At 66.9% G+C, this 19104-nt stretch carries 18 protein-coding genes; 7 read left to right on the forward strand and 11 right to left on the reverse strand.

All coding sequences use genetic code 11. The annotated features are described in order from the left end of the window. Window positions 1–17: 17 nt before the first annotated feature. Both ABB28_RS11935 and ABB28_RS11940 read right to left on the reverse strand, forming a co-directional pair. The gene (locus ABB28_RS11935; protein WP_057508843.1) at window positions 18–1769 is read right to left on the reverse strand and encodes a peptide MFS transporter; all 1752 of its coding nucleotides are present in this window, start codon (window positions 1767–1769) and stop codon (window positions 18–20) included. 75 nt (window positions 1770–1844) lie between these two features. Next, the gene (locus tag ABB28_RS11940; protein WP_057508844.1) at window positions 1845–2996 is read right to left on the reverse strand and encodes an acetyltransferase domain-containing protein; all 1152 of its coding nucleotides are present in this window, start codon (window positions 2994–2996) and stop codon (window positions 1845–1847) included. A gap of 142 nt (window positions 2997–3138) precedes the next feature. On the opposite strand from ABB28_RS11940, the gene ABB28_RS11945 reads away from it, so the two are divergent. The 3 genes from ABB28_RS11945 to ABB28_RS11955 all read left to right on the forward strand — a co-directional run bounded on the left by ABB28_RS11945 (window position 3139) and on the right by ABB28_RS11955 (window position 8672). After that, window positions 3139–5106: an OPT family oligopeptide transporter gene (locus tag ABB28_RS11945; protein WP_057508845.1), complete on the forward strand. Its 1968-nt coding sequence runs from the start codon at window positions 3139–3141 to the stop codon at window positions 5104–5106. Window positions 5107–5231: 125 nt separating this feature from the next. Beyond that, window positions 5232–7310, forward strand: a complete 2079-nt coding sequence (locus ABB28_RS11950) for an alpha/beta hydrolase family protein (protein WP_057508846.1) — start codon at window positions 5232–5234, stop codon at window positions 7308–7310. Window positions 7311–7430: 120 nt separating this feature from the next. Further along, window positions 7431–8672: a DUF819 family protein gene (locus ABB28_RS11955; protein WP_057508847.1), complete on the forward strand. Its 1242-nt coding sequence runs from the start codon at window positions 7431–7433 to the stop codon at window positions 8670–8672. Between the two features lie 527 nt (window positions 8673–9199). Here the strand turns inward: ABB28_RS11955 and ABB28_RS11960 are convergent. From ABB28_RS11960 to ABB28_RS11980, 5 genes are read right to left on the reverse strand one after another with little or no spacing between them, the layout of a single operon-like run. Then, the gene (locus tag ABB28_RS11960) at window positions 9200–9679 is read right to left on the reverse strand and encodes a hypothetical protein (protein ID WP_057508848.1); all 480 of its coding nucleotides are present in this window, start codon (window positions 9677–9679) and stop codon (window positions 9200–9202) included. Between the two features lie 49 nt (window positions 9680–9728). Further along, on the reverse strand, window positions 9729–9989 hold the full coding sequence (minE, locus tag ABB28_RS11965) for a cell division topological specificity factor MinE (protein ID WP_042615170.1): 261 nt from the start codon (window positions 9987–9989) through the stop codon (window positions 9729–9731). Window positions 9990–9991: 2 nt separating this feature from the next. Then, window positions 9992–10801: a septum site-determining protein MinD gene (gene minD / locus ABB28_RS11970; protein ID WP_042615169.1), complete on the reverse strand. Its 810-nt coding sequence runs from the start codon at window positions 10799–10801 to the stop codon at window positions 9992–9994. Window positions 10802–10843: 42 nt separating this feature from the next. Further along, window positions 10844–11623 (reverse strand): septum site-determining protein MinC, encoded by a 780-nt coding sequence (gene minC / locus ABB28_RS11975; RefSeq protein WP_057508849.1) that lies wholly within the window; start codon window positions 11621–11623, stop codon window positions 10844–10846. Window positions 11624–11636: 13 nt separating this feature from the next. Beyond that, window positions 11637–12233, reverse strand: coding sequence for a GNAT family N-acetyltransferase (locus tag ABB28_RS11980; RefSeq protein ID WP_057508850.1), 597 nt, complete (start codon window positions 12231–12233; stop codon window positions 11637–11639). 140 nt (window positions 12234–12373) lie between these two features. On the opposite strand from ABB28_RS11980, the gene ABB28_RS11985 reads away from it, so the two are divergent. The 4 genes from ABB28_RS11985 (at window position 12374) to ABB28_RS12000 (ending at window position 15969) form a co-directional block, all read left to right on the forward strand. Next, complete coding sequence (locus ABB28_RS11985) at window positions 12374–13564, forward strand: sensor histidine kinase (RefSeq protein WP_057508851.1); 1191 nt, start codon at window positions 12374–12376, stop codon at window positions 13562–13564. Beyond that, entirely contained in the window at window positions 13564–14205 is a 642-nt protein-coding gene (locus ABB28_RS11990) for a response regulator (RefSeq protein WP_057508852.1), read from the forward strand. The genes ABB28_RS11985 and ABB28_RS11990 overlap by 1 nt, the downstream gene beginning before the upstream one ends. A 228-nt stretch (window positions 14206–14433) precedes the next feature. Next, window positions 14434–15507 carry a polyketide cyclase gene (locus ABB28_RS11995; protein WP_057508853.1) on the forward strand — a complete coding sequence of 358 codons (1074 nt, stop codon included), beginning with the start codon at window positions 14434–14436 and terminating at the stop codon, window positions 15505–15507. Between the two features lie 90 nt (window positions 15508–15597). Continuing rightward, window positions 15598–15969 carry a DUF423 domain-containing protein gene (locus ABB28_RS12000; protein ID WP_057508854.1) on the forward strand — a complete coding sequence of 124 codons (372 nt, stop codon included), beginning with the start codon at window positions 15598–15600 and terminating at the stop codon, window positions 15967–15969. Between the two features lie 198 nt (window positions 15970–16167). Here the strand turns inward: ABB28_RS12000 and ABB28_RS12005 are convergent, their stop codons facing one another. From ABB28_RS12005 to ABB28_RS12020, 4 genes are read right to left on the reverse strand one after another with little or no spacing between them, the layout of a single operon-like run. After that, complete coding sequence (locus ABB28_RS12005) at window positions 16168–16971, reverse strand: M15 family metallopeptidase (protein WP_057508855.1); 804 nt, start codon at window positions 16969–16971, stop codon at window positions 16168–16170. 9 nt (window positions 16972–16980) lie between these two features. After that, window positions 16981–17580 (reverse strand): hypothetical protein, encoded by a 600-nt coding sequence (locus tag ABB28_RS12010; protein ID WP_057508856.1) that lies wholly within the window; start codon window positions 17578–17580, stop codon window positions 16981–16983. Beyond that, the gene (locus ABB28_RS12015; protein ID WP_245625336.1) at window positions 17577–18881 is read right to left on the reverse strand and encodes an alpha/beta hydrolase family protein; all 1305 of its coding nucleotides are present in this window, start codon (window positions 18879–18881) and stop codon (window positions 17577–17579) included. The genes ABB28_RS12010 and ABB28_RS12015 overlap by 4 nt, the downstream gene beginning before the upstream one ends. Then, window positions 18878–19057 carry a type II toxin-antitoxin system antitoxin gene (locus ABB28_RS12020; RefSeq protein WP_057508857.1) on the reverse strand — a complete coding sequence of 60 codons (180 nt, stop codon included), beginning with the start codon at window positions 19055–19057 and terminating at the stop codon, window positions 18878–18880. Before ABB28_RS12020 ends, ABB28_RS12015 begins: the two co-directional genes overlap by 4 nt. Window positions 19058–19104: the final 47 nt, after the last annotated feature.

A 19104-nucleotide genomic window follows, 5' to 3' on the forward strand; every position in this document is an offset into this window, starting at 1 on the left:
CTCCGTCCCCCTTTTTCCTACTTCACCCCGTGCATCATGCGCCGCAGCAGCGGGGCGGTGGCGAAGGCGAGCACGGCGCAGCCCAGGCCGATCCACATCAGCAGCCAGAACAGGTGGGCGTAGCTGGCCGAGGCGCTGACGATGTCCAGCGTTTCGCCTTCGGGTACTTCGATGGCGGCCAGCTTGCCGAACAACGCGGCCAGCGTTTCGGAGAACGCAGTGGCCAGGAACCAGGTGCCCATCATCAGGCTGACCACCCGCGGCACCGCGAGCTGGGTCACCGCCGACAGGCCCACCGGGGACAGGCACATTTCACCGCTGGCGAGCAGGAAATAGGCCAGCACCAGCCACCAGACACTGGCCATCTGCCCGGTCGCGCCGACCTGCTGCGCAGCCAGCGCCAGTGGCACGAAGGACAGCGCGCCCAGCACCAGGCCGATGGACGATTTCATCGCCTTGCCCGGTTCGGCACGGCGGCGATCCAGCCAGGCCCACAACAACGCGAACAACGGCGCCAGCACCACCAGGAACAACCCGCCGAGGTAGGTGAGCGAGCCGGCGGTCTGCGGGATGACGAGGCAATCGCGGACCAGCAGCACCAGCATCACCAGCACGATGGCGATGAACATGCGGCGCGGCCACGGCGAACCGGGCGAACGGTCGGACAGCCGCGCGCTGACCACGAAGCCCAGCGGCGCCAGCAGCAGCGACACGATCGACCACGGCAGCGGCGTGCCGTCGCGGATCACCAGCGCAGGCACGATGTCCTTGGTCAACAGGCGATCGGTGAAGGTGACCCACGACCCATAGCTCTGCTCGTACAGGGTGAAGAACACCAGCGCTATCAGGATCAGCGCCATCAGCGCGATCATCTGCTGGCGCTGCACCGGCGTGCAGCGGGTGCCGGTGAACCAGGCGAACCACAGCAGCACGCCACCGAGCACCACCAGCATCAGCATCAGCGCCAGGCTGATCTCACCGCCCAAGGCGAAGGCGCCGTTGCCGGCGGCCCACATCAGCCACGCCACCGGCAGCACCGCCAGCACCGCACCGGCGTAGATCAGCCACTCGCGCGGCAGCCCCAGCACGCGTTCGCGCAGCGAAGCGGGATCGCGCGGTTCGGCGTGGCCGTGCAGGTATTTCTGCCCCCACAGGAACATGCCGAGGCCGACCAGCATGCCGATGCCGGCCGCGCCGAAGCCGTACTTCCAGCCGTACGCTTCACCCAGGAAGCCGCACACCAGCGAAGCGAACAGGGCGCCCAGGTTGATGCCGGCGTAGAACAGCGAGAAGCCCGAATCGCGGCGCGGATCGTCTTCGGCGTACAGCTTGCCGACGATGGTGGAGATGTTCGGCTTCAGGAAGCCCACCCCCATGATGATCAGCGCCAGCGACAGGTAGGTGATGGTCAGCGCACCGGTATCGCGCACCACCTGGCCGTTTTCCAGATAGGCCGCGTGCCCTTCGAAGGCCATGCCCAGGTGGCCGAGCACCAGCAGCACGCCGCCGAACAGCACCGCCCGGCGCATGCCCAGCCAGCGGTCGGCCAGCATGCCGCCAAACACCGGGATGCAGTACACCAGCCCGCCGTAGGCGCCGAGCAGGTCCAGCCCGGCCTTGTCGCCGAACAGGTGGTACTTGGTGAGGTACAGCAGCAGCAGCGCCTTCATGCCGTAGAAGGAGAAGCGCTCCCACATCTCGGTGAAGAAGCAGACGTACACGCCCTTGGGATGGCCCAGGAAGTCGTCGTTGGCAGCGATGGCGGTCATCGGTCGGGGGCAGACAATGAGGCCCGGGATTATGCGGTCAGAACCCCTTCGATGCGCGGAACGTGCGAGCGGTCCTCACAGATAGCGCAGCCACGCCAGGTCCCTGCGGCGTGCCTTCAGCGCGGCGAAGGCCTTGGTCGGCAGGTAGAGCAGCAGCGCCAGCGCGGTGCTGATCAGCAGCAGCGCGGCCACCGATTCCACCGCGAACAGCGCGCCGTTGGTCGGCCCCCACAGCGCCAGCGCGGCCAGGTACATCAGCTTCAGCACATACAGGTGCAGCAGATAGAAGAACATCGGCGCGGCGCCGATCCGGGCCAACGGCTGCAGCGCGTCGGCCACCCCGGGCACTTCGTACAGGCGCAGCAGCAGCAGGCCCACGCCCAGGGTGGCCAGCAGGAACAGCAGCGAGGGCGGGTACTTGGTGACGTTGAAGATGCCCATCAGCGTCTGCAGCGGGGTGGGCTGCAACTGCCACGGCGCATCGCCGTAGACATTCAGCGCGCGCAGCAGCATGAAGGCCGCCAGCGCGCCCCAGCCGGCCCACAGCAGCCAGCGTTGGCGCTGTGCCGGCGGGCGGGTGGCCGCGAACCACGGTCCCATCAGGTAGCCCAGCACGATCACCCCGATCCACGGCAGCAGCGGGTAGGACGTGCGCAGGCGCAGCGCATCGCCGAGCACGATCCAGTCGCGCTGGTGCAGCACTTTCCACAGCGTGGCCAGCACGCCGTTGCCTTGCACGTGCACGCCATCGAGCAGGTTGTGCCCGGCCAACAGCAGCAGGGCCAGTGGCAGCAGCACGCTGCGCGGCAGCCAGACCAGTCCGGCCAGCGCGATCATGCTCAGGCCGATCACCCAGATCACCTGCAGGTAGATCGTGTCCGGCGGCCACTGGAAGGTCCACGCGAAGTTGACCAGGGTCAGTTCCAGCACCACCACGAACAGCCCGCGCTTGAACAGGAAGCCGGCGATGGCGCGGCGCGGATCGGCCTGGCGCTGGCCGTACAGCCAGGCCGAAAGGCCGGTGAGCAGCACGAATACCGGTGCACACAGGTGGGCCAGCAGGCGGCAGGCGAACAGCGCAGGGGACACGCTGGTCACGTCCATCGGATCGCTGACCTGATGCTGCAGGAAGAAGGTTTCGCGGACGTGGTCGAGCAGCATCAGCAGCATCACGGTGCCGCGCAGCTGATCGATGGAGGCCAGCCGGCTGGAGACGGAAGGGGGCATGCGGTTGCGCTGGAAGGGGGGTGGAAAGGATATAACATATCATTTGCGGGAGAGCCCCTGCCAGGCCGTGCGCTGTGGCGCGCTGGACTTGCAGGCACCCGGACGCTAGCGTTGCAGGGATTTTTTCGTATCAGGGGCTTCAATGAACAACGTCGCTGCGCCCAAGCAGCTCACGTTCCGCGCGGTGGTGCTTGCCATCGTGTTGGCCGTGGTGCTGTCGGCCGCCAACGCCTACCTGGGCCTGTTCGCAGGCCTGACCATCGCCACCGCGATTCCCGCCGCCGTCATCTCCATGGGCGTGCTGCGCCTGCTGGGCGGTGGCACCATCCTGGAAAACAACATCGTCCAGACCGGTGCCTCGGCCGGCTCGTCGATCGCCGCCGGTGTGATCTTCACCATCCCCGCGCTGGTGATCATGGGCTACTGGCCGGACTTCAAGTATTGGTGGGTGCTGGGTATCGCCGGCCTCGGTGGCCTGCTCGGCGTGCTGTTCTCGGTGCCGCTGCGGCGCTCGATGATCGTTGAAGATCCGCTCCCGTTCCCGGAAGGCAAGGCGGCGGCCGAAGTGCTCAAGGCCGGCGAGAACCCCGGTCCGGGCCTGAAGATCCTCGGCCTGTCCGCCGTTATCGGCGCGGTGGTCAAGGTTGCCGCGGCCAGCGGCATGCGCCTGATCCCCGATGCCTGGGCCACCTCGGCCTACGTGGGCAGCTCGAAGATCACCGCCTTCATCGGCACCAACCTGTCGCCGGCCCTGCTCGGCGTGGGCTACATCGTCGGCCTGAATGTCGGCATCGTGGTGGTGTCCGGCTCGATCCTCACCTGGCACATCGCCATCCCGGTCTACCAGGCGTTCTTCCTGCAGACCGACCCGGCGCTCGCCGCGTCCATCGCCACCGCCTCGTCCACCGATGCAGCGTTCGCCATCTGGGGCGCGAAGATGCGCTACCTGGGCGTGGGCGCGATGCTGATCGGCGGCATCTGGACCCTGTTCTCGCTGCGCAGATCGCTGCTGAGCGGGGTCAAGAGTGGCTTCGCCGCGGCGCGCAAGAGCACCGGTCCGGCGCTGGCCGAAACCGAGCGCGACCTGCCGATGAAGTGGATGCTGGTGGCGCTGGTCGCCTTCACCCTGCCGCTGCTGGCGCTGTACCAGGCCATCGTCGGCCAGTGGCACGTGTCGATCCCGATGACCCTCATCATGATCGTCGCCGGCTTCCTGTTCGTCTCGGTGTCGGCCTACCTGGCCGGCCTGATCGGTTCATCCAACAACCCGGTTTCGGGCATCACCATCTCCACCATCCTGTTTGCTTCGGCGGTGCTGGTGCTGCTGCTGGGCAAGGACGGCCTGACCCCGGTGGGTGCCTTCGGTGCGCCGCTGGGCGCGGTGGCGGCGATCATGATCGGTGCGGTGGTGTGCTGCGCGGCCGCGGTCGGCGGTGACAACCTGCAGGACCTGAAAGCCGGTTACATCGTCGGCGCGACGCCGTGGAAGCAGCAGCTGATGCTGGGCATCGGCGCGTTCTCCTGCGCGCTGATCATGGCCCCGGTGCTGAACCTGCTGGCGACCGCCTACGGCATTGGCGCGCCCACCCCGGAGCACCCGAACGCGCTGGCGGCCCCGCAGGCCAACCTGATGGCGTCGGTGGCGCGCGGGCTGTTCGGCGGCGAACTGCCGTGGAACTTCATCATGATGGGGGCCGTGGTCGGTGCCGCCATCATCGCCCTGGACGAGTGGCTGAAGAAGACCGGCAGGCGCTTCCGCGTGCCGGTGCTGGCCGCCGCCATCGGTATCTACCTGCCGCTGGAACTGATGGTGCCGATCTTCCTCGGTGGCCTGATTTCCTACCTGGTGGAGCGCTTCCACAAGGTGCGTGCCGATGACGAAGAAGGCCGCGACCGCGTGCACAAGCCGGGCGTGCTGTTCGCCGCCGGCCTGATCACCGGCGAAGCCCTGATGGGTATCGCCATCGCCGTGCCGATCGTGGTCAGTGGCCGTGCCGACGTGCTGGCGGTGCCGTTCGCGCTGCCGGCCGCGCAGTGGATCGGCCTGGCCGTGCTGTTCCTGGTCGGCTGGCTGATCTACCGCACCGGCAAGAAGGCCAACGCCGGCTGATCGGCGGGGTCGGGTAGCGCCGGGCCATGCCCGGCGTCGTCCGGCCCGCGGGCATGACCGATGGCCTTGGCACGCTGCCGTGCCGGGGCCTACCATCGACGTTTTGCCGTCCCGCGGAGAACCCGATGAAACTGCGTCATGCCTTGTTGCCGTTGAGCCTGCTCGCGGCGCTGCCGTCCGTGGCTGCTGCCCGCGGCCTCGATGTCCGCGACCTGATCGCATTGGACCGTGTTTCCTCGCCCGTGCTCACCGCCGATGGCGGCAGCGTGGTGTTCGCCAAGCGCAGCGTGGACAACGAACAGAAGGCCAGCAATGCGCTGTTCGTGCGCAACCTGCGCACCCGCGATGCCGCGCCGCCGAAGCAGCTGACCCCGAACGGCTGGAACGTCAACTCGGCCTCGTTGTCGGCCGATGGCCGCACCGTGTACTTCCTCAGCGCCAGGAACGGGAGCCAGCAGCTGTACGCGCAGGGGCTGGACGGCACCACGCCGCGCCAGCTGACCGATTTCCCGGTGGACGTGGACAGCTACCACGTGTCCCCACAGGATGACCGTGTGCTGTTCAGTGCCGGCGTCTTCCAGGACTGTGGTTCGGACCTGGCCTGCACCGAAAAGAAGCTGGCTGCGATCAAGGGCACCAAGGCCAGCGGCAAGGTGTTCGATTCGATGTTCGTGCGCCACTGGGACACCTGGAACGATGGCCGCCGCAACACCCTGTTCGTGGCGCCACTGCCGACCGGCAAGGCCGCCGGGGTGAAGGGCGCTTCTGCGCTCAGCGCGACCCTGGCTGGCGATGCGCCGTCCAAGCCGTTCGGTGGCAATGATGATTTCGCATGGTCGCCGGATGGCAGCAGCGTGGTCGCCAGCATCCGCGTGGCCGGCCGCGAAGAACCGTGGTCGACCAACTTCGACCTGTACCGCTTCGACGCCGCAGGCAAGCAGGCGCCTGTTAACCTGACCGCCGCCAACCCGGCCTGGGATGCCGGTCCGGTGTTCAGCGCCGACGGCAAGACCCTGTTCTACCGCGCGATGAAGCGCCCGGGCTTCGAAGCCGACCGCTTCGGCCTGATGGCGATGGACCTGGCCAGCGGCAGCACCCGCGAAATCGCCGCGGACTGGGATCGTTCGGCCGGTGGCATCGTGCTGTCCGCCGATGGCAGCACGATCTACACCACCGCCGATGAGCTGGGCGAGCACCCGCTGTTCGCCGTGGACGTGGCCAGTGGCAAGGTCGACAAGCTGATCGGCGATGGCAGCGTGACCGCCGTGGACGTGGCCGGCAACAGCGTGGCGATCACCCGCAACAGCCTGAAGAGCAACGACCAGGTGCTGGTCGGCCTGCTGCCGGCCGCCGGCCAGCCGATCGGCGAGCTGCGCGCGCTGACCCCCGCAGCCGGTGACGTGCTGAAGGACGTGTCCTTCGGTGACTTCGAACAGTTCGAGTTCAAGGGCTGGAACAACGACACCGTGCACGGTTACGTGGTCAAGCCGCACGACTACCAGGAAGGCAAGCAGTACCCGGTGGCGTTCCTGATCCACGGCGGCCCGCAGGGCAGCTTCGGCAATGGCTGGAGCTACCGCTGGAATCCGCAGACCTATACCGGCCAGGGCTACGCGGTGGTGATGATCGACTTCCACGGCTCCACCGGCTACGGCCAGGCCTTCACCGATGCGATCAGCCAGCACTGGGGCGACCGTCCGCTGGAAGACCTGCAGAAGGGCTGGGACGCGGCGTTGAAGCAGTATGCGTTCCTGGATGGCGACAAGGCCTGCGCGCTGGGCGCCAGCTACGGCGGCTTCATGGTCAACTGGATCGCCGGCAACTGGAACAGCCCGTTCAAGTGCCTGGTCAACCACGATGGTGTGTTCGACCAGCGCATGATGGGCTATGCCACCGAAGAACTGTGGTTCACCGAGTGGGAGCAGGGCGGTACCCCGTTCGCCAAGCCGGCCAACTACGAGAAGTTCAATCCGGTCAACCATGTCGCGGACTGGAAGAAGCCGATCCTGATCATCCACGGCCAGTTGGATTACCGCATCCCGGTCGAGCAGGGCCTGGCGGCCTTCACCGCTGCGCAGCGCCAGGGCGTCGAGTCGAAGTTCCTGTACTTCCCGGATGAGAACCACTGGGTGCTGAAGCCGGCCAACAGCGTGTTGTGGCATGACACGGTGAACGCCTGGTTGAAGCAGCACATCGGCCAGTAAGCCGCGTTGAAGCGTCGCCCCCGGGCGGCGCTTTTTGTTTCCGTAACGCCGAGCCATGCTCGGCGGCATTTTTCCCCGCTGCGCTCGCCGGGCATGGCTCGGCGCTACCCCTGGATTTGCATGCCGTCGACTCCCTTGATCCAGAACGACATCGTCGTCTTCGGCCTGATCGCCGCCACCCTCGGTGCGGTGTTCTGGACCGCCTCGCGCCCGCACGGCCCGTGGAAGCGCTTCTATGCCTTCGTGCCGGCGCTGCTGCTGTGTTACCTGCTGCCCGGCATCTACAACACCGTGGGCCTGATCGACGGCCAGAACACCCGGCTGTACAACCCGATCGCGCGCGACGTGCTGCTGCCGGCGGCGCTGGTCCTGCTCACCCTGGCGGTGGACATCAAGGCGATCCTGCGGCTGGGGCCGAAGCTGGTGCTGATGTACCTGGGCGCATCGGCCAGCATCATGATCGGTGCGGTGGTGGCGTTCCTGCTGATGCGCGCGCTGCATCCGGAAACCGTGGCCGGCGATACCTGGGCCGGCATGGCGGCGCTGGCCGGCAGCTGGATCGGCGGCGGTGCCAACATGCTGGCGATGCGCGAAGTGTTCGATGTAGACGCCACCACTTTCGGCCAGTTCGCGGTGGTGGACGTGGGCGTGGGCTATGTGTGGATGGCGGTGCTGATTTTCCTGGCCGGGCGCTCAGCGAAGATCGACGCGCGTAGTGGCGCCGATACGTCCGCGATCGATGAACTGAAGGAGCGGATCACCCGCTTCCAGGCCGAGCACGAACGCATTCCCACCCTGACCGACCTGATGTTGATCGTGGCAGTGGCCTTCGGCGGTGTCGGCCTGGCCCACGCCATCGGCGCCCCGCTGGCGGCCTGGTTCAAGCTGCATGTCGGCTGGGCCTCGCAGTTCAGCCTGGACGCGCCGTTCGTGTGGGTGGTGGTGCTGTCGACCACGCTGGGCCTGGGCCTGAGCTTCACCCGCGCGCGCACGCTGGAAGGCGTCGGCGCCTCGCGGGTGGGGTCGCTGCTGTTGTACTTCCTGATTGCCTGCATCGGCATGCAGATGGACCTGGTGGCATTGCTGGATCGTCCGTGGCTGTTCGCGCTGGGATTGATCTGGATCGCGGTGCACATCGTGCTGCTGTGGCTGCTGGCCAAGCTGCTGCACGTGCCGTTCTTCTATTTCGCCATCGGTTCGCAGAGCAACATCGGCGGGCCGGCGTCGGCCCCGGTGGTGGCGGCGGCGTTCCATCCCGCGCTGGCGCCGGTGGGCGTGCTGTTGGGCACGATGGGGTATGCGACCGGCACGTACCTGGCGTACGTAGTGGGGATTACGCTGCGGGCGCTGGCGGGGCAGTAGTTTTTTTATTGCTGATGCGTGGTGCGGGGTGGCGAGGACAAGCGGGACACGCGTGAATCCATCCATGGAGCTCTTCGCCGCTCCTGCGGCTCAAGGTCCCGCCTGCCCTCGCCACCCCGCGCCAGACAGTCCGCGCCGGGGGAGGGGAAAAGAAAAAAGCAGAAGCACTTAGCGCCGAGCCGTGCTCGGCGGAATCCGTCCGCGATCGTCAACAAAGAGCCGCCGAGCATGGCTATGCCGGTCTTCCTGACCGGCCCCCTACGGGCCGTCGCAAGCGACGTTGGCAGCGGCTCCTGCCGCTACCTTCGGCGCTACCGGTGGTCTTCGCGGCCCATCGGGTGGAGGGAGCCCCTGAGTCAGGGGCGGCCGCGAAGCGGCGGGGTGTGGGTGATGGTGAGAAGGGGCCCACGGTTTGCACAGCAAAGCGTGGGGCGACAGCGCGAATGCGATGACGCGCACCCGTGTCCCGTGCAGCCTGCCTCGCCCGCGCCCGCGCCCTCGCAGCCCACTGATCCCCTCAAAACAGCTCAGCCGACCAACAAACCCCGTTCGACCAACCACGCCCGTGCGTCTTCCGCGTCGCGTTCGAACCACGCCCGCGTGGAGCCCAGGCGGTAGGTGTACCCCCACGCATCCATGTCCGCCATCAGCTGCGCGCTGCCCACCCCCGGCAGCTGCCCGGCCAGCACGATCTGCAGGTAGCAGGTCGCGTCTTCTTCGGGCACCGAATCGGTGGCATCGGTATGCACCAGCGCACGCCGCTCCGGCGGCAGCACGATCAGGTGGCAGGCTTCGTGCAGCATCGAATGCACCGGCGTGTCATCGCGGACGTAGACATCGCTGGCGATGATCCCGGCTTCGGGCTCGCCCCAGTAACTGCCGGGAATCGGCGCGCCGGCCGCCACGTGATGCAGCTGCAGGCCATGCGCGGACAGCAGGCGCACGGCATCGTCGAAGGCGATGTCGCCGACGCGGGTGACCGACGGTTCGGGAGCGGGTTCGTTCATGGCATCAAGCAGATGCCCCGCCCGCGGCTGGCGCGGGCAGGGCAGGGAGTCAGGGCTTTTCAGGCCCTTCCGGCAAGGCAACGGAGATATCCAGCACGTCGTGCTGTCCGTCCTTGACCAGGTCGACCTTGACCGCATCGACATCGATGTTGACGTACTTGCGGATCACTTCCAGCAGCTCGCGCTGCATCAGCGGCAGGTAATCGGGACCGCCGCGGTGGCTGCGTTCCTGCGCGATGATGATCTGCAGGCGGTTCTTCGCTGTCTCGGCGGTGGTCTTCTTGGCTTTCAGGAAATCGAACAGGCCCATGCTTACCCTCCGAACAGCTTGCTGAAGAAGCCCTTCTTCTCCACGGCGGTGAAGCGCATCGGGCGGTCTTCGCCCATGATGCGCGCGACGGCATCGTCATAGGCCTGGCCGGCCGGTGATTCGCCGTCCAGGATCACCGGCTCGCCCTTGTTGGAGGCATTGAGCACATCACCGGATTCGGGGATCACGCCGATGGCCTTCAGGCCCAGCACTTCTTCCACGTCGGTGATGCTCAGCATCTCGCCGGCTTCCACGCGCACCGGGGTGTAGCGGGTCAGCAGCAGGAAGGCCGGCACGTCATGGCCGTTCTCGGCCTTGTGGGTCTTGGAGTCCAGCAGGCCGATGATGCGGTCGGAGTCGCGCACCGAGGACACTTCCGGGTTCACCACCACCACCGCGCGGTCGGCGAAGTACATGGCCAGGAACGCGCCCTTTTCAATGCCGGCCGGCGAATCGCAGATGACATATTCAAAGCCATCGGCGGCCAGGTCCTTGAGCACCTTGCCCACGCCTTCCTGGGTCAGCGCATCCTTGTCGCGGGTCTGCGAGGCAGCCAGCACGTACAGGTTGTCAAAGCGCTTGTCCTTGATCAGGGCCTGCTTGAGGGTGGCTTCGCCGTGCACGACGTTGACGAAGTCGTACACCACGCGGCGCTCGCAGCCCATGATGAGGTCGAGGTTGCGCAGGCCGACGTCGAAGTCGATCACCGCCACCTTCTTGCCACGACGTGCCAGGCCGCAGGCAAGGCTTGCGCTGGTGGTGGTCTTGCCGACGCCGCCCTTGCCGGAGGTGACTACGATGATTTCAGCCAAAGGACTTCTCCTGCTCTTGTTCTGGTTGGGGCTGCGACAAAGTCAATCCAGCGCAGCGATCTTGATCTGGTCCTGTTCCAGCCAGACCTGCACGGCCTTGCCGCGCAGGTTGTCCGGTACATCGTCCAATACCTTGTAGTGGCCGGCAATGGCCACCAGTTCGGCATGGAAATCACGGCAGAAAATACGCGCCGCGGTATTGCCCTGGGCACCGGCCAGCGCGCGTCCGCGCAGGGTGCCGTAAATGTGGATGCTGCCATCGGCGATCACTTCGGCGCCAGCGCCGACCGTGCCCATCACCGTGAGGTCGCAGTTTTCAGCGTACAGCTGCTGGCCCGAACGCACGTTGGCCAACTGCATGCGGCCCGGCTTGGGGGCTTCACCCGGCGCCGGCGCGGCGGCCAGTGCGGCGGCAGCCGGCGCGGCGCGGCGCGGTTCACGCGCAGGGGCCGCAGCGGGCGCGGCACGGGGCGGGGCCGGCTCGGCATCGGCACGTTCGTACTGCGCGCGGAACTTGGCCAGCAGCGGCAGGCCCAGCTGCTGGGACAGCAGTTCGATCTCCGACGTGCCGTAGGCCAGTGCCACCGGCAGCACGCCGGCGCCACGCAGCCCGTCCAGCAGCGCCTTGGCGCTGGCCACGTCCGGGGTGCGGCTCAGCCCGCCGAAATCCAGAATCACCGCAGCGCGTCCGAACAGCTTGGGCGCGCGGTTGACCCGCTCGTTCATTTCCTGCACCAGGCGCTCCACATCCATCGTGCGGATGCGCAGGTTCGCGATGCCCACCTGGCCGATCTTCAGTTCACCGGCCTGTTCGTAATCCATGTTCACTGCCACCTCAAGTTCCCGCCGGCTGCAGGGCGGGGGCTGGCCGTTGCCGGCCACGTGCCCACGCCACGTCCGGCAGCTTGCCACCGTAGGTATCGCTCACCCAGGCATAGCTGCACAGTTCCTTGGCCAGCATGCTGGCGCGGACATCCACGTGCGGCATGGTGTTCTGGCCCAGTTCGCGGAAGCCGAAGCTGCCGTGGAAGAGCAGCGCCGCATCGGCGCCATGGTCCTGGAAAACTTCGCAGGTCATCTGCGGGTAGCGCAGTTCGGCGTAGCTCTGGGCATCGGCGTAGAACGCACGGCCCACGCCACCGCCACGGCGGCGGCTGGCCACCACGATGCGGTCGATATAGAAGAAGCTGCTGGCGAGCTGCTGCTTGAACCAGGCGAAGTTGCTGCTGTCGTGCTGGCTTTCACTGCCGAACCCGATCAGGAACCCGGCCAGGTTGCCGTCGCGCTCGGCGACGCGGAAATACTCGGCGGTTTCATAGAACAGGTGCAGCCGGTGCGCGTCCAATGGCAGGATCGCCAGACCGGCGTTGTTGTTCAAGGCCAGGACGGAATCGAGCTCATGCTCGCGCACGTCGCGGATGACAATCGACATTGTGACTCCGTGGGGTGGTGCGTGTTGCCCGTTGCCGGGCCCTTCGCACTGATTATTGCATGGGGGGGACGCTGCCGGGGGAAACCGGGGCATGACTTCCGTGGGAGTGACGCAGGGCAGGTTCAGCCTAAGATGCAGGGATGTTGGGAGCCCTCAGTCATACCCGTGTCCTCCGCCTGGCCGGCCTGTTTACCTGGGTCATGGTCGGTCTTCCCCTGGTTTACTCGCAGATCGAGAACCTGCGTCGGCCGGCCGGTGACAACGGCGGTGCGGTGCTGCTGTTTGCCGCCTACCTGGTATTCGGCGGCGCCTACTTCCGGCTGACCCGCGACCTGCGCAGCGGCGGCCATGCCAGCTGGCTCGATCGCTGCATGCTGGTGCTGCTGACCATTTCCGCGCTGGGGGTGAGCTTCCTCAGCGGTTCCGGGCTGGGCAGCATCCTGATGATGGTGGCGGCCGGGGTGATTCCGTGGATGCTGCCGGCCCGCTATGGGGTGCTGTGGCTGCTGGTCAGCCAGTTGGCGGTTGCCCCGGTCTATTACGTGCTGCTGCGGTTCCCGCTGTTCGAGGCGGTCATGCAGTCGCTGCTGTACGGCGGCTTCTCCATGTTCATCTTCGTGACCAGCCTGGTCGCGCGGCAGCAGACCGACGCCCGCGAGGAGCAGCGCCAGCTCAATACCGAACTGCGCGCCACCCGCGTGCTGCTGGCTGAAAGTGCGCGGGTCAACGAGCGCACGCGCATTTCCCGCGAACTGCACGACCTGCTGGGCCACCACCTGACCGCGCTCAGCCTGAACCTGGAAGTGGCCGGCCACATCACCGAGGGCCGGGCACAGGAACACGTGCACCAGGCGCATACCCTGGCCAAGCTGCTGCTCACCGACGTGCGCGAGGCGGTCAGCCAGCTGCGCGACAGCGGGGCCATCGACCTGGCCGCGGCGCTGCGTCCGCTGACCCAGCGGGTGCCCTCGCTGGACATCCACCTGGACGTGCCCAGTCCGCTGAACGTGGAAGACCCCGAGCGGGCCCACGTACTGCTGCGCTGCACCCAGGAAATCATCACCAACGCGGTGCGCCACGCCGGCGCGCGCAACCTGTGGATCACCGTCCGGCGCGAGGCCGGCGGGGTCAGCCTGGAGGCGCGTGACGATGGGGACGGCGCTGATGGCATCATGGTGGGCAACGGCCTGCGCGGAATGCGCGAGCGCCTGCAACAATGTGGTGGAGAACTGCAGATTGAAACCCACCGGGGACAAGGCTTCCGCCTGCGTGCCTCGGTTCCCGGTGTACCAGCCCTGGCGCTGAGCACCGCACCTGAAGGAGTTCGTTGATGATTCGCGTCTGCCTGGTCGACGACCAAACCCTGGTGCGGCAGGGGATCCGCTCACTGCTGGCGCTGGACGATGGCATCGAAGTCATCGCCGAGGCGTCCGATGGGCGCCAGGCCGTGGAGATCATTCCGCAGGTCAAGCCGGACGTGGTGCTGATGGACATGCGGATGCCCGCCATGTCCGGGCTGGAGGCCCTGCAGATGCTGTCCAAGCTGGAGCAGCTGCCACCGACCATCATCCTGACCACCTTCGACGACGACCAGCTGGTGCTGGCCGGGCTGAAGGCCGGCGCCAAGGGCTACCTGCTCAAGGACGTGACCCTGGACCAGCTGGTGGGGGCCATCCGCACCGTGTCCGAAGGCGGATCGCTGGTGCAGCCGGCGGTGACCCAGCGCCTGCTGTCCGGACTGGAGCACATGCGCAACGAGTTCGTCAGCCTGGACCGCCCGGATCCGCTGACCGACCGCGAAACCGAGATCCTGCGGCTGATGGCAAGTGGTTTCTCCAACAAGGAAATCGCCAATTCGCTGGGGGTGGCCGAGGGCACGATCAAGAACCACGTGTCCAATATCCTGTCCAAGCTGGGCGTGCGCGACCGGACCCGTGCCGTGCTCAAGGCATTCGAGCTGCAATTGGTCTGAAAACCGTTGAATGACGGGGGTTTGCCGATAATATGAACCGGTAAGCTCGGTCGCCCCCCTACTGGTGGGTGGCCCATGTGCGCTACCCTTCGGCCCCTTGTCTGTACAAATCGGTTGTCGACACGGAAACCGGTGGTCCAAACCAGATCAACAAAGCCAACGAAGCTGCTAGGATTGGCGCTTCGCTTCAATCAACCCGGCCGTGGGATCGGCCCCGGAGACTTCTGAATGACCCGTATTATCGAGTTCCTGATCGCCTTGGGGATCGTGGCTGGCCTGTTCGTCATCATTGGCGTGGTCCTCCCGGGCGAGCGCCACATTTCGGAAAGCATCGAGACCAACCGCAAGATGACGATCGTGTACGACACGGTCAACAGCCTGCGTCGCTTCAAGGATTGGAACCCACTCCTGCTGCGTGATCCCGCTACCGACCTGAAGTTCTCCGGCCCGGCCGCTGGCGTCGGCGCCACCCTGGACTACACGTCCAAGGACCTGGGCAACGGCACCTGGAAGATCACCGAGAGCGAGCAGAACAAGCGCGTCGCCATCGCCATCGAAGACGCCACCAAGGGCCACGACAAGACGACCGCCTTCCTGCTGGAGCCGACCGGCAAGGATGGTCGCAACGTCAAGATCACCCAGGAATACAGCGTCAAGTACGGCTTCGACCTGTTCGGTCGCTACGCCGGCCTGTACGTCAGCCGCCACATCGGTGACGACCTGAAGCTGGGTCTGTCGCGCATGGCGAACATGCTGGCCACCGTGCCGAACGTGGACTACCGCACCGCCGAAGCACCGCTGAACGACCTGGCCATCGTCGATGTCCCGGCCGAAGACCTGCTGGTGGTCACCGCGGGCAACGTGGATCGTGGCGAAGCCACCATCACCAAGTCCATCGCTGACAACCAGGAATGGATCAAGCGCGTGATGGAGGCCAACAACCTCGAAGCCGTCGGTCCGTTCCGCATCATCACCACCGATTTCGGTGCCGAGAAGTACGCCTTCGACGTCGCCCAGCCGGTGAAGAAGAAGGGTACCGAAGGCGTGCCGGCTGAAGAGCTGGCGGTCAAGATCGATGGCGGCGCCCCGGTGAAGTACGTCCGTGTTGCTCCGCACCGTTCGGCCCATGCGACCTACACCGGTCACGTAGCTGGCCTGGACATTGCCCGCAATGCACTGCGCGCCTGGTCGGTGACCGGCGGCAACGAAGTGATCGACCGTCCGTACGAAACCTGGAATGGTGGCGTGCAGAAGTCCTTCACTCCGGAAGGCACGTATGACATCTACTGGGCCGTCAAGTAAGCCTGGACGCCTGATGTAACGTAGAAAACAAAGACGCGCCGCATATTGCGGCGCGTTTTTTTTGGGCGCGACTGCAAAGGGAGTGGAGCTATGTTTGCGATCGATCGACGTGCGCGCAGGCCTTCATTGCTGGCCTGCCTCGGTGCGCTGCTGGCGGCGGCCTCCATCGGCCTGTCTGCGTATGCCTCGCACGGGGTCAGCGAACCGCTGGCCCAGCAGCACCTCAACATGGCAGCGCTGTATGCCTTCGCCCACGGCGCGGTGCTGGCGGCGTTGGGGCCGCGTGCCACGGCAACGTTCGGCCGGCTGGCGCTGTATGTGATCCTGCTCGGCACGCTGTTGTTCGCCGGCAGCCTGGCAGGCAATGCACTGTGGCAGTGGCCCACGCGGCTGGCGCCGATCGGCGGCAGCACGCTGATGCTGGGCTGGGTGCTGGTGGCCATCGATGCGCTGAAGCGCTGAGCGGCCCGCTTCCGGTAGTGACGACCGCTGGTCGTCAGCGCTCTGCCGCTGCGCTCGCCGATCCTGCCTTCGCTGGGTGACGACCGTTGGTCGTCAGCGCTCTGCCGCTGCGCTCGCCGATCCTGCCTTTCGGTGGGTGACGACCGTTGGTCGTCACGCTCTGTGCCCGGTAGTGACGACCGCTGGTCGTCAGCCCCTTCAGCGCCCGCTCCAGCGCCAATGCCAGGGCTCATGCACGATCCCATGCGGATTGCCGCGCGGATAACTCATCCCGAACCCATGCTCCGCCGCGTGGTCCTGCAGCCACGCGAACGCCGCCGTCTCTTCGAACGATGCTTCGGCCGGCGGCTCCCCCGGCGTGCCGATATCCAGCGCCATCCCGCTGTGGTGTTCGCTGAACCCCGGCGCGGCATTGACCTTCAGGATCTCCGCCACGCGCTGCCCGCGGGCCAGCTTGCGCTCGAAAATCCCCAGCTGGTAAGCGTGGCTGCGGTAACCGGAAATCGCGTCCAGCGCGATGCCTTCGCGCGCCGCCTGCAGGCGCATCCGTCGCCAGGCCTGTGCAGCCCCGCGTCGCAGCCACAGCGGCCGGCCGAAGCGGTCGCGCCCGGCGGAATGCAGCAGCACCGGCTCGGCTTCCAGTGCCAGCCCGGTGTCGGCGGCGTAGGCATCGGCATCCAGCCCCAGTTGCTGCAGGCGTTCGTGCAGGCCGTGGGGTGAAAGCAGCCGCTGTTCCAGCGGCCCGCTGCCGCGCTGCGGATTCAGCCAGGACAGCGCGTCCAGGGCCTCGGCGGCACCGGGTTCCTGCGGCAGGTGCGGGATCAGCGAGTGCACGCCGTGGTCGAAGATGGCGGCCAGGTAACGGCCATCCCGCTTGCGCCGCAGCACCCAGCGGGCACGGGCCAGCAGGCGCGCATCGGCGTTGCCATGGGCGCGCAGCAGCGCGGCGGGCCAGGCTTCGATGGCATCGGTATTGAGCAGCAGGGGCGGGGATCTGGACATGCGCCCAGCTTAGCGCGGACGGCGCGCAGGCGTGGCGGCGCGGCGCAGGGCATCCAGCAGTGACTGGGGTTCGGCCATGCTCAGCAACAGCGTGGGGCCGTCGCGCACCGGAATCACCAGTACGCGGTGCACATCGGTCACCAGCGCAAAGCCTTTGCCGCCATCCTGCAGGCGATAGTGGCCGGAGTGGAAGCCCGGCATGCTGTAGGCGTTGGTCTTGTGCCGCAGGCCGTGTCGCCGATCCTGTTTCAGGTCAACCACGGCCGCGTTCGGCAGGTCCATCTGCTCCACCGGGGTGTGCTTCCGATAGAACGTTGAATGGACGCTCAGCACGTTGCCATCCAGCTGCACCCGGCGCCGGAAGAACAGCCCGCACAGCAGCACGGTCAGCAGCGCGGCGATGGCCAGGCTCCACGCCGCGCTGCCGTGCAGGGTGAAGTAGGGCGGGGTCAGGGTGATCGCGAACGGCATCGCGCCGGCTTCGGCGGGCTGGCGCAGGTGATACAGGCTAAGGCCGACGAACAGCAGCAGCGGCGAGATGATCCACAGCAGGCGCAGTGGCGAGCCATCACTCACCGCGAAGCGGCGCGGATCACTGCCGCCGCTCATCGCTGCGCCTCGATCCAGCGTGCGGTATCGTCGATCAGCTGCGGATCGACATGCCCGGGCTGGGTGTACTCCTTCAACGAGCCTGGGCCGCTGCCGGCGATGCCGAGATGGTTCAACGACGGGTAGCGTTTCCACTGCACATCGCTGCGCCCTTGCAGCGCCGCCTGCCAGAGCGTCCAGTCGGTGTCGGGCACCTGGAAATCGCGGCCGCCGTGCAGCATCAGCAGCGGCTTGCGCAGGGCCTTGGCGTCGGCGCGCGCGTCCACTGCTTCGATGCTCTTCCAGAACGCCTGCGGTACGCCCAGCGGCAGCGCGCTGGCGGCGGCCGGCGTGGCGCTGCGCGCCGCCGCGATCTGCGTATCGAGTGTGTCCAGGAAGGCTTGTTCCGCCTCGCTGATGCTGCCATCCAGGTTCAACAGGTAACGGTTCTGCTCGGGCAGCAGGTCCAGCAGGGTGCGCGCGGGTGCGGCCCACAGGATCGCCCCGCGTGCCTGCGGCCAGCGCGTGGCGATGCGGGGAGCGAGCATGCCGCCCTGGCTGTGGCCGAGCACGAACACGCGCTGGCCATCGATGCGCGGGTCCGCAGCCAGGGCAGTCAACGCAGCGATTGCATCGTCGGTGGTTTCGTCGTCGACATCGAACGGCTGCTGGAAATCCTGCGGCCGCGCCTTGCTGCGCTTGTCATAACGCAGCACGGCAATGCCATGCGCGGCCAGGCCGCGCGCGACGTCCAGGAAGGGCCGGTTCGCGGCGATGGTTTCATCGCGATCCTGCGGGCCGGATCCGTGCACCAGCACCACGGCCGGGAACGGTCCCTTGCCGCTGGGCAGGGCCAGCGTGCCCGGCAGCGCACCGCGCGCCTGCGGCACGCTGAAATCCAGCTCGCGGTAGGTCGCATCGGCCGGTGGCGGAGCGGCCTTTTCGGCCGCTGCCTGGCGCAGCAGCAGGCCGGCGATCCGGTCCTGCGGATCCACCGCGACCTGCGCGTTGACCGCCGCACCGGCGAAGCGCAACGGCACTTCCACCAGATGCATGCCCTGCTGCTCGCTCACCGTCGGCTGCCCCCGCTGCTGCAGTTCGCCCAGCGAATTCCACAGCACCTGCAGGCGATCAGCCGGGGCGGCAGCGGCCATCGCCGGGGTCAGCATGGCGGCGGTGTCCTGCACGCGGCCGGCCTGCAGGTGGTCCAGCAACTGCGTGGCCACCTGCGCCGGTTCAGCGGCGCTGGCGATCCCGGCCAGCAGCGAAAGCGTGGTGGCGACCATCATGCGCGGCGCGCGCCTGCCAAGGTTCCTGCTCATTCCTTGCTCTCCTGCGAAGGGGTGGGTTTCGGCAGCCGTCCGGCCTTGCGCAATGCATCGCGCAGCATGTATTCGATCTGGGCGTTGAGGCTGCGCAGCTCGTCGTCGGCCCAGCGCTGCGTCGCCGCCAGGACATCGGCGTTGATGCGCAGTGGATAGGCTTTCTTCTCGCTCATGGATACTCCTAGCTCAACGATGGATGCCGGCCAATGGCCCGCAGGGC

Source organism: Stenotrophomonas chelatiphaga (assembly GCF_001431535.1).
Taxonomy (GTDB): Bacteria; Pseudomonadota; Gammaproteobacteria; order Xanthomonadales; family Xanthomonadaceae; genus Stenotrophomonas; species Stenotrophomonas chelatiphaga.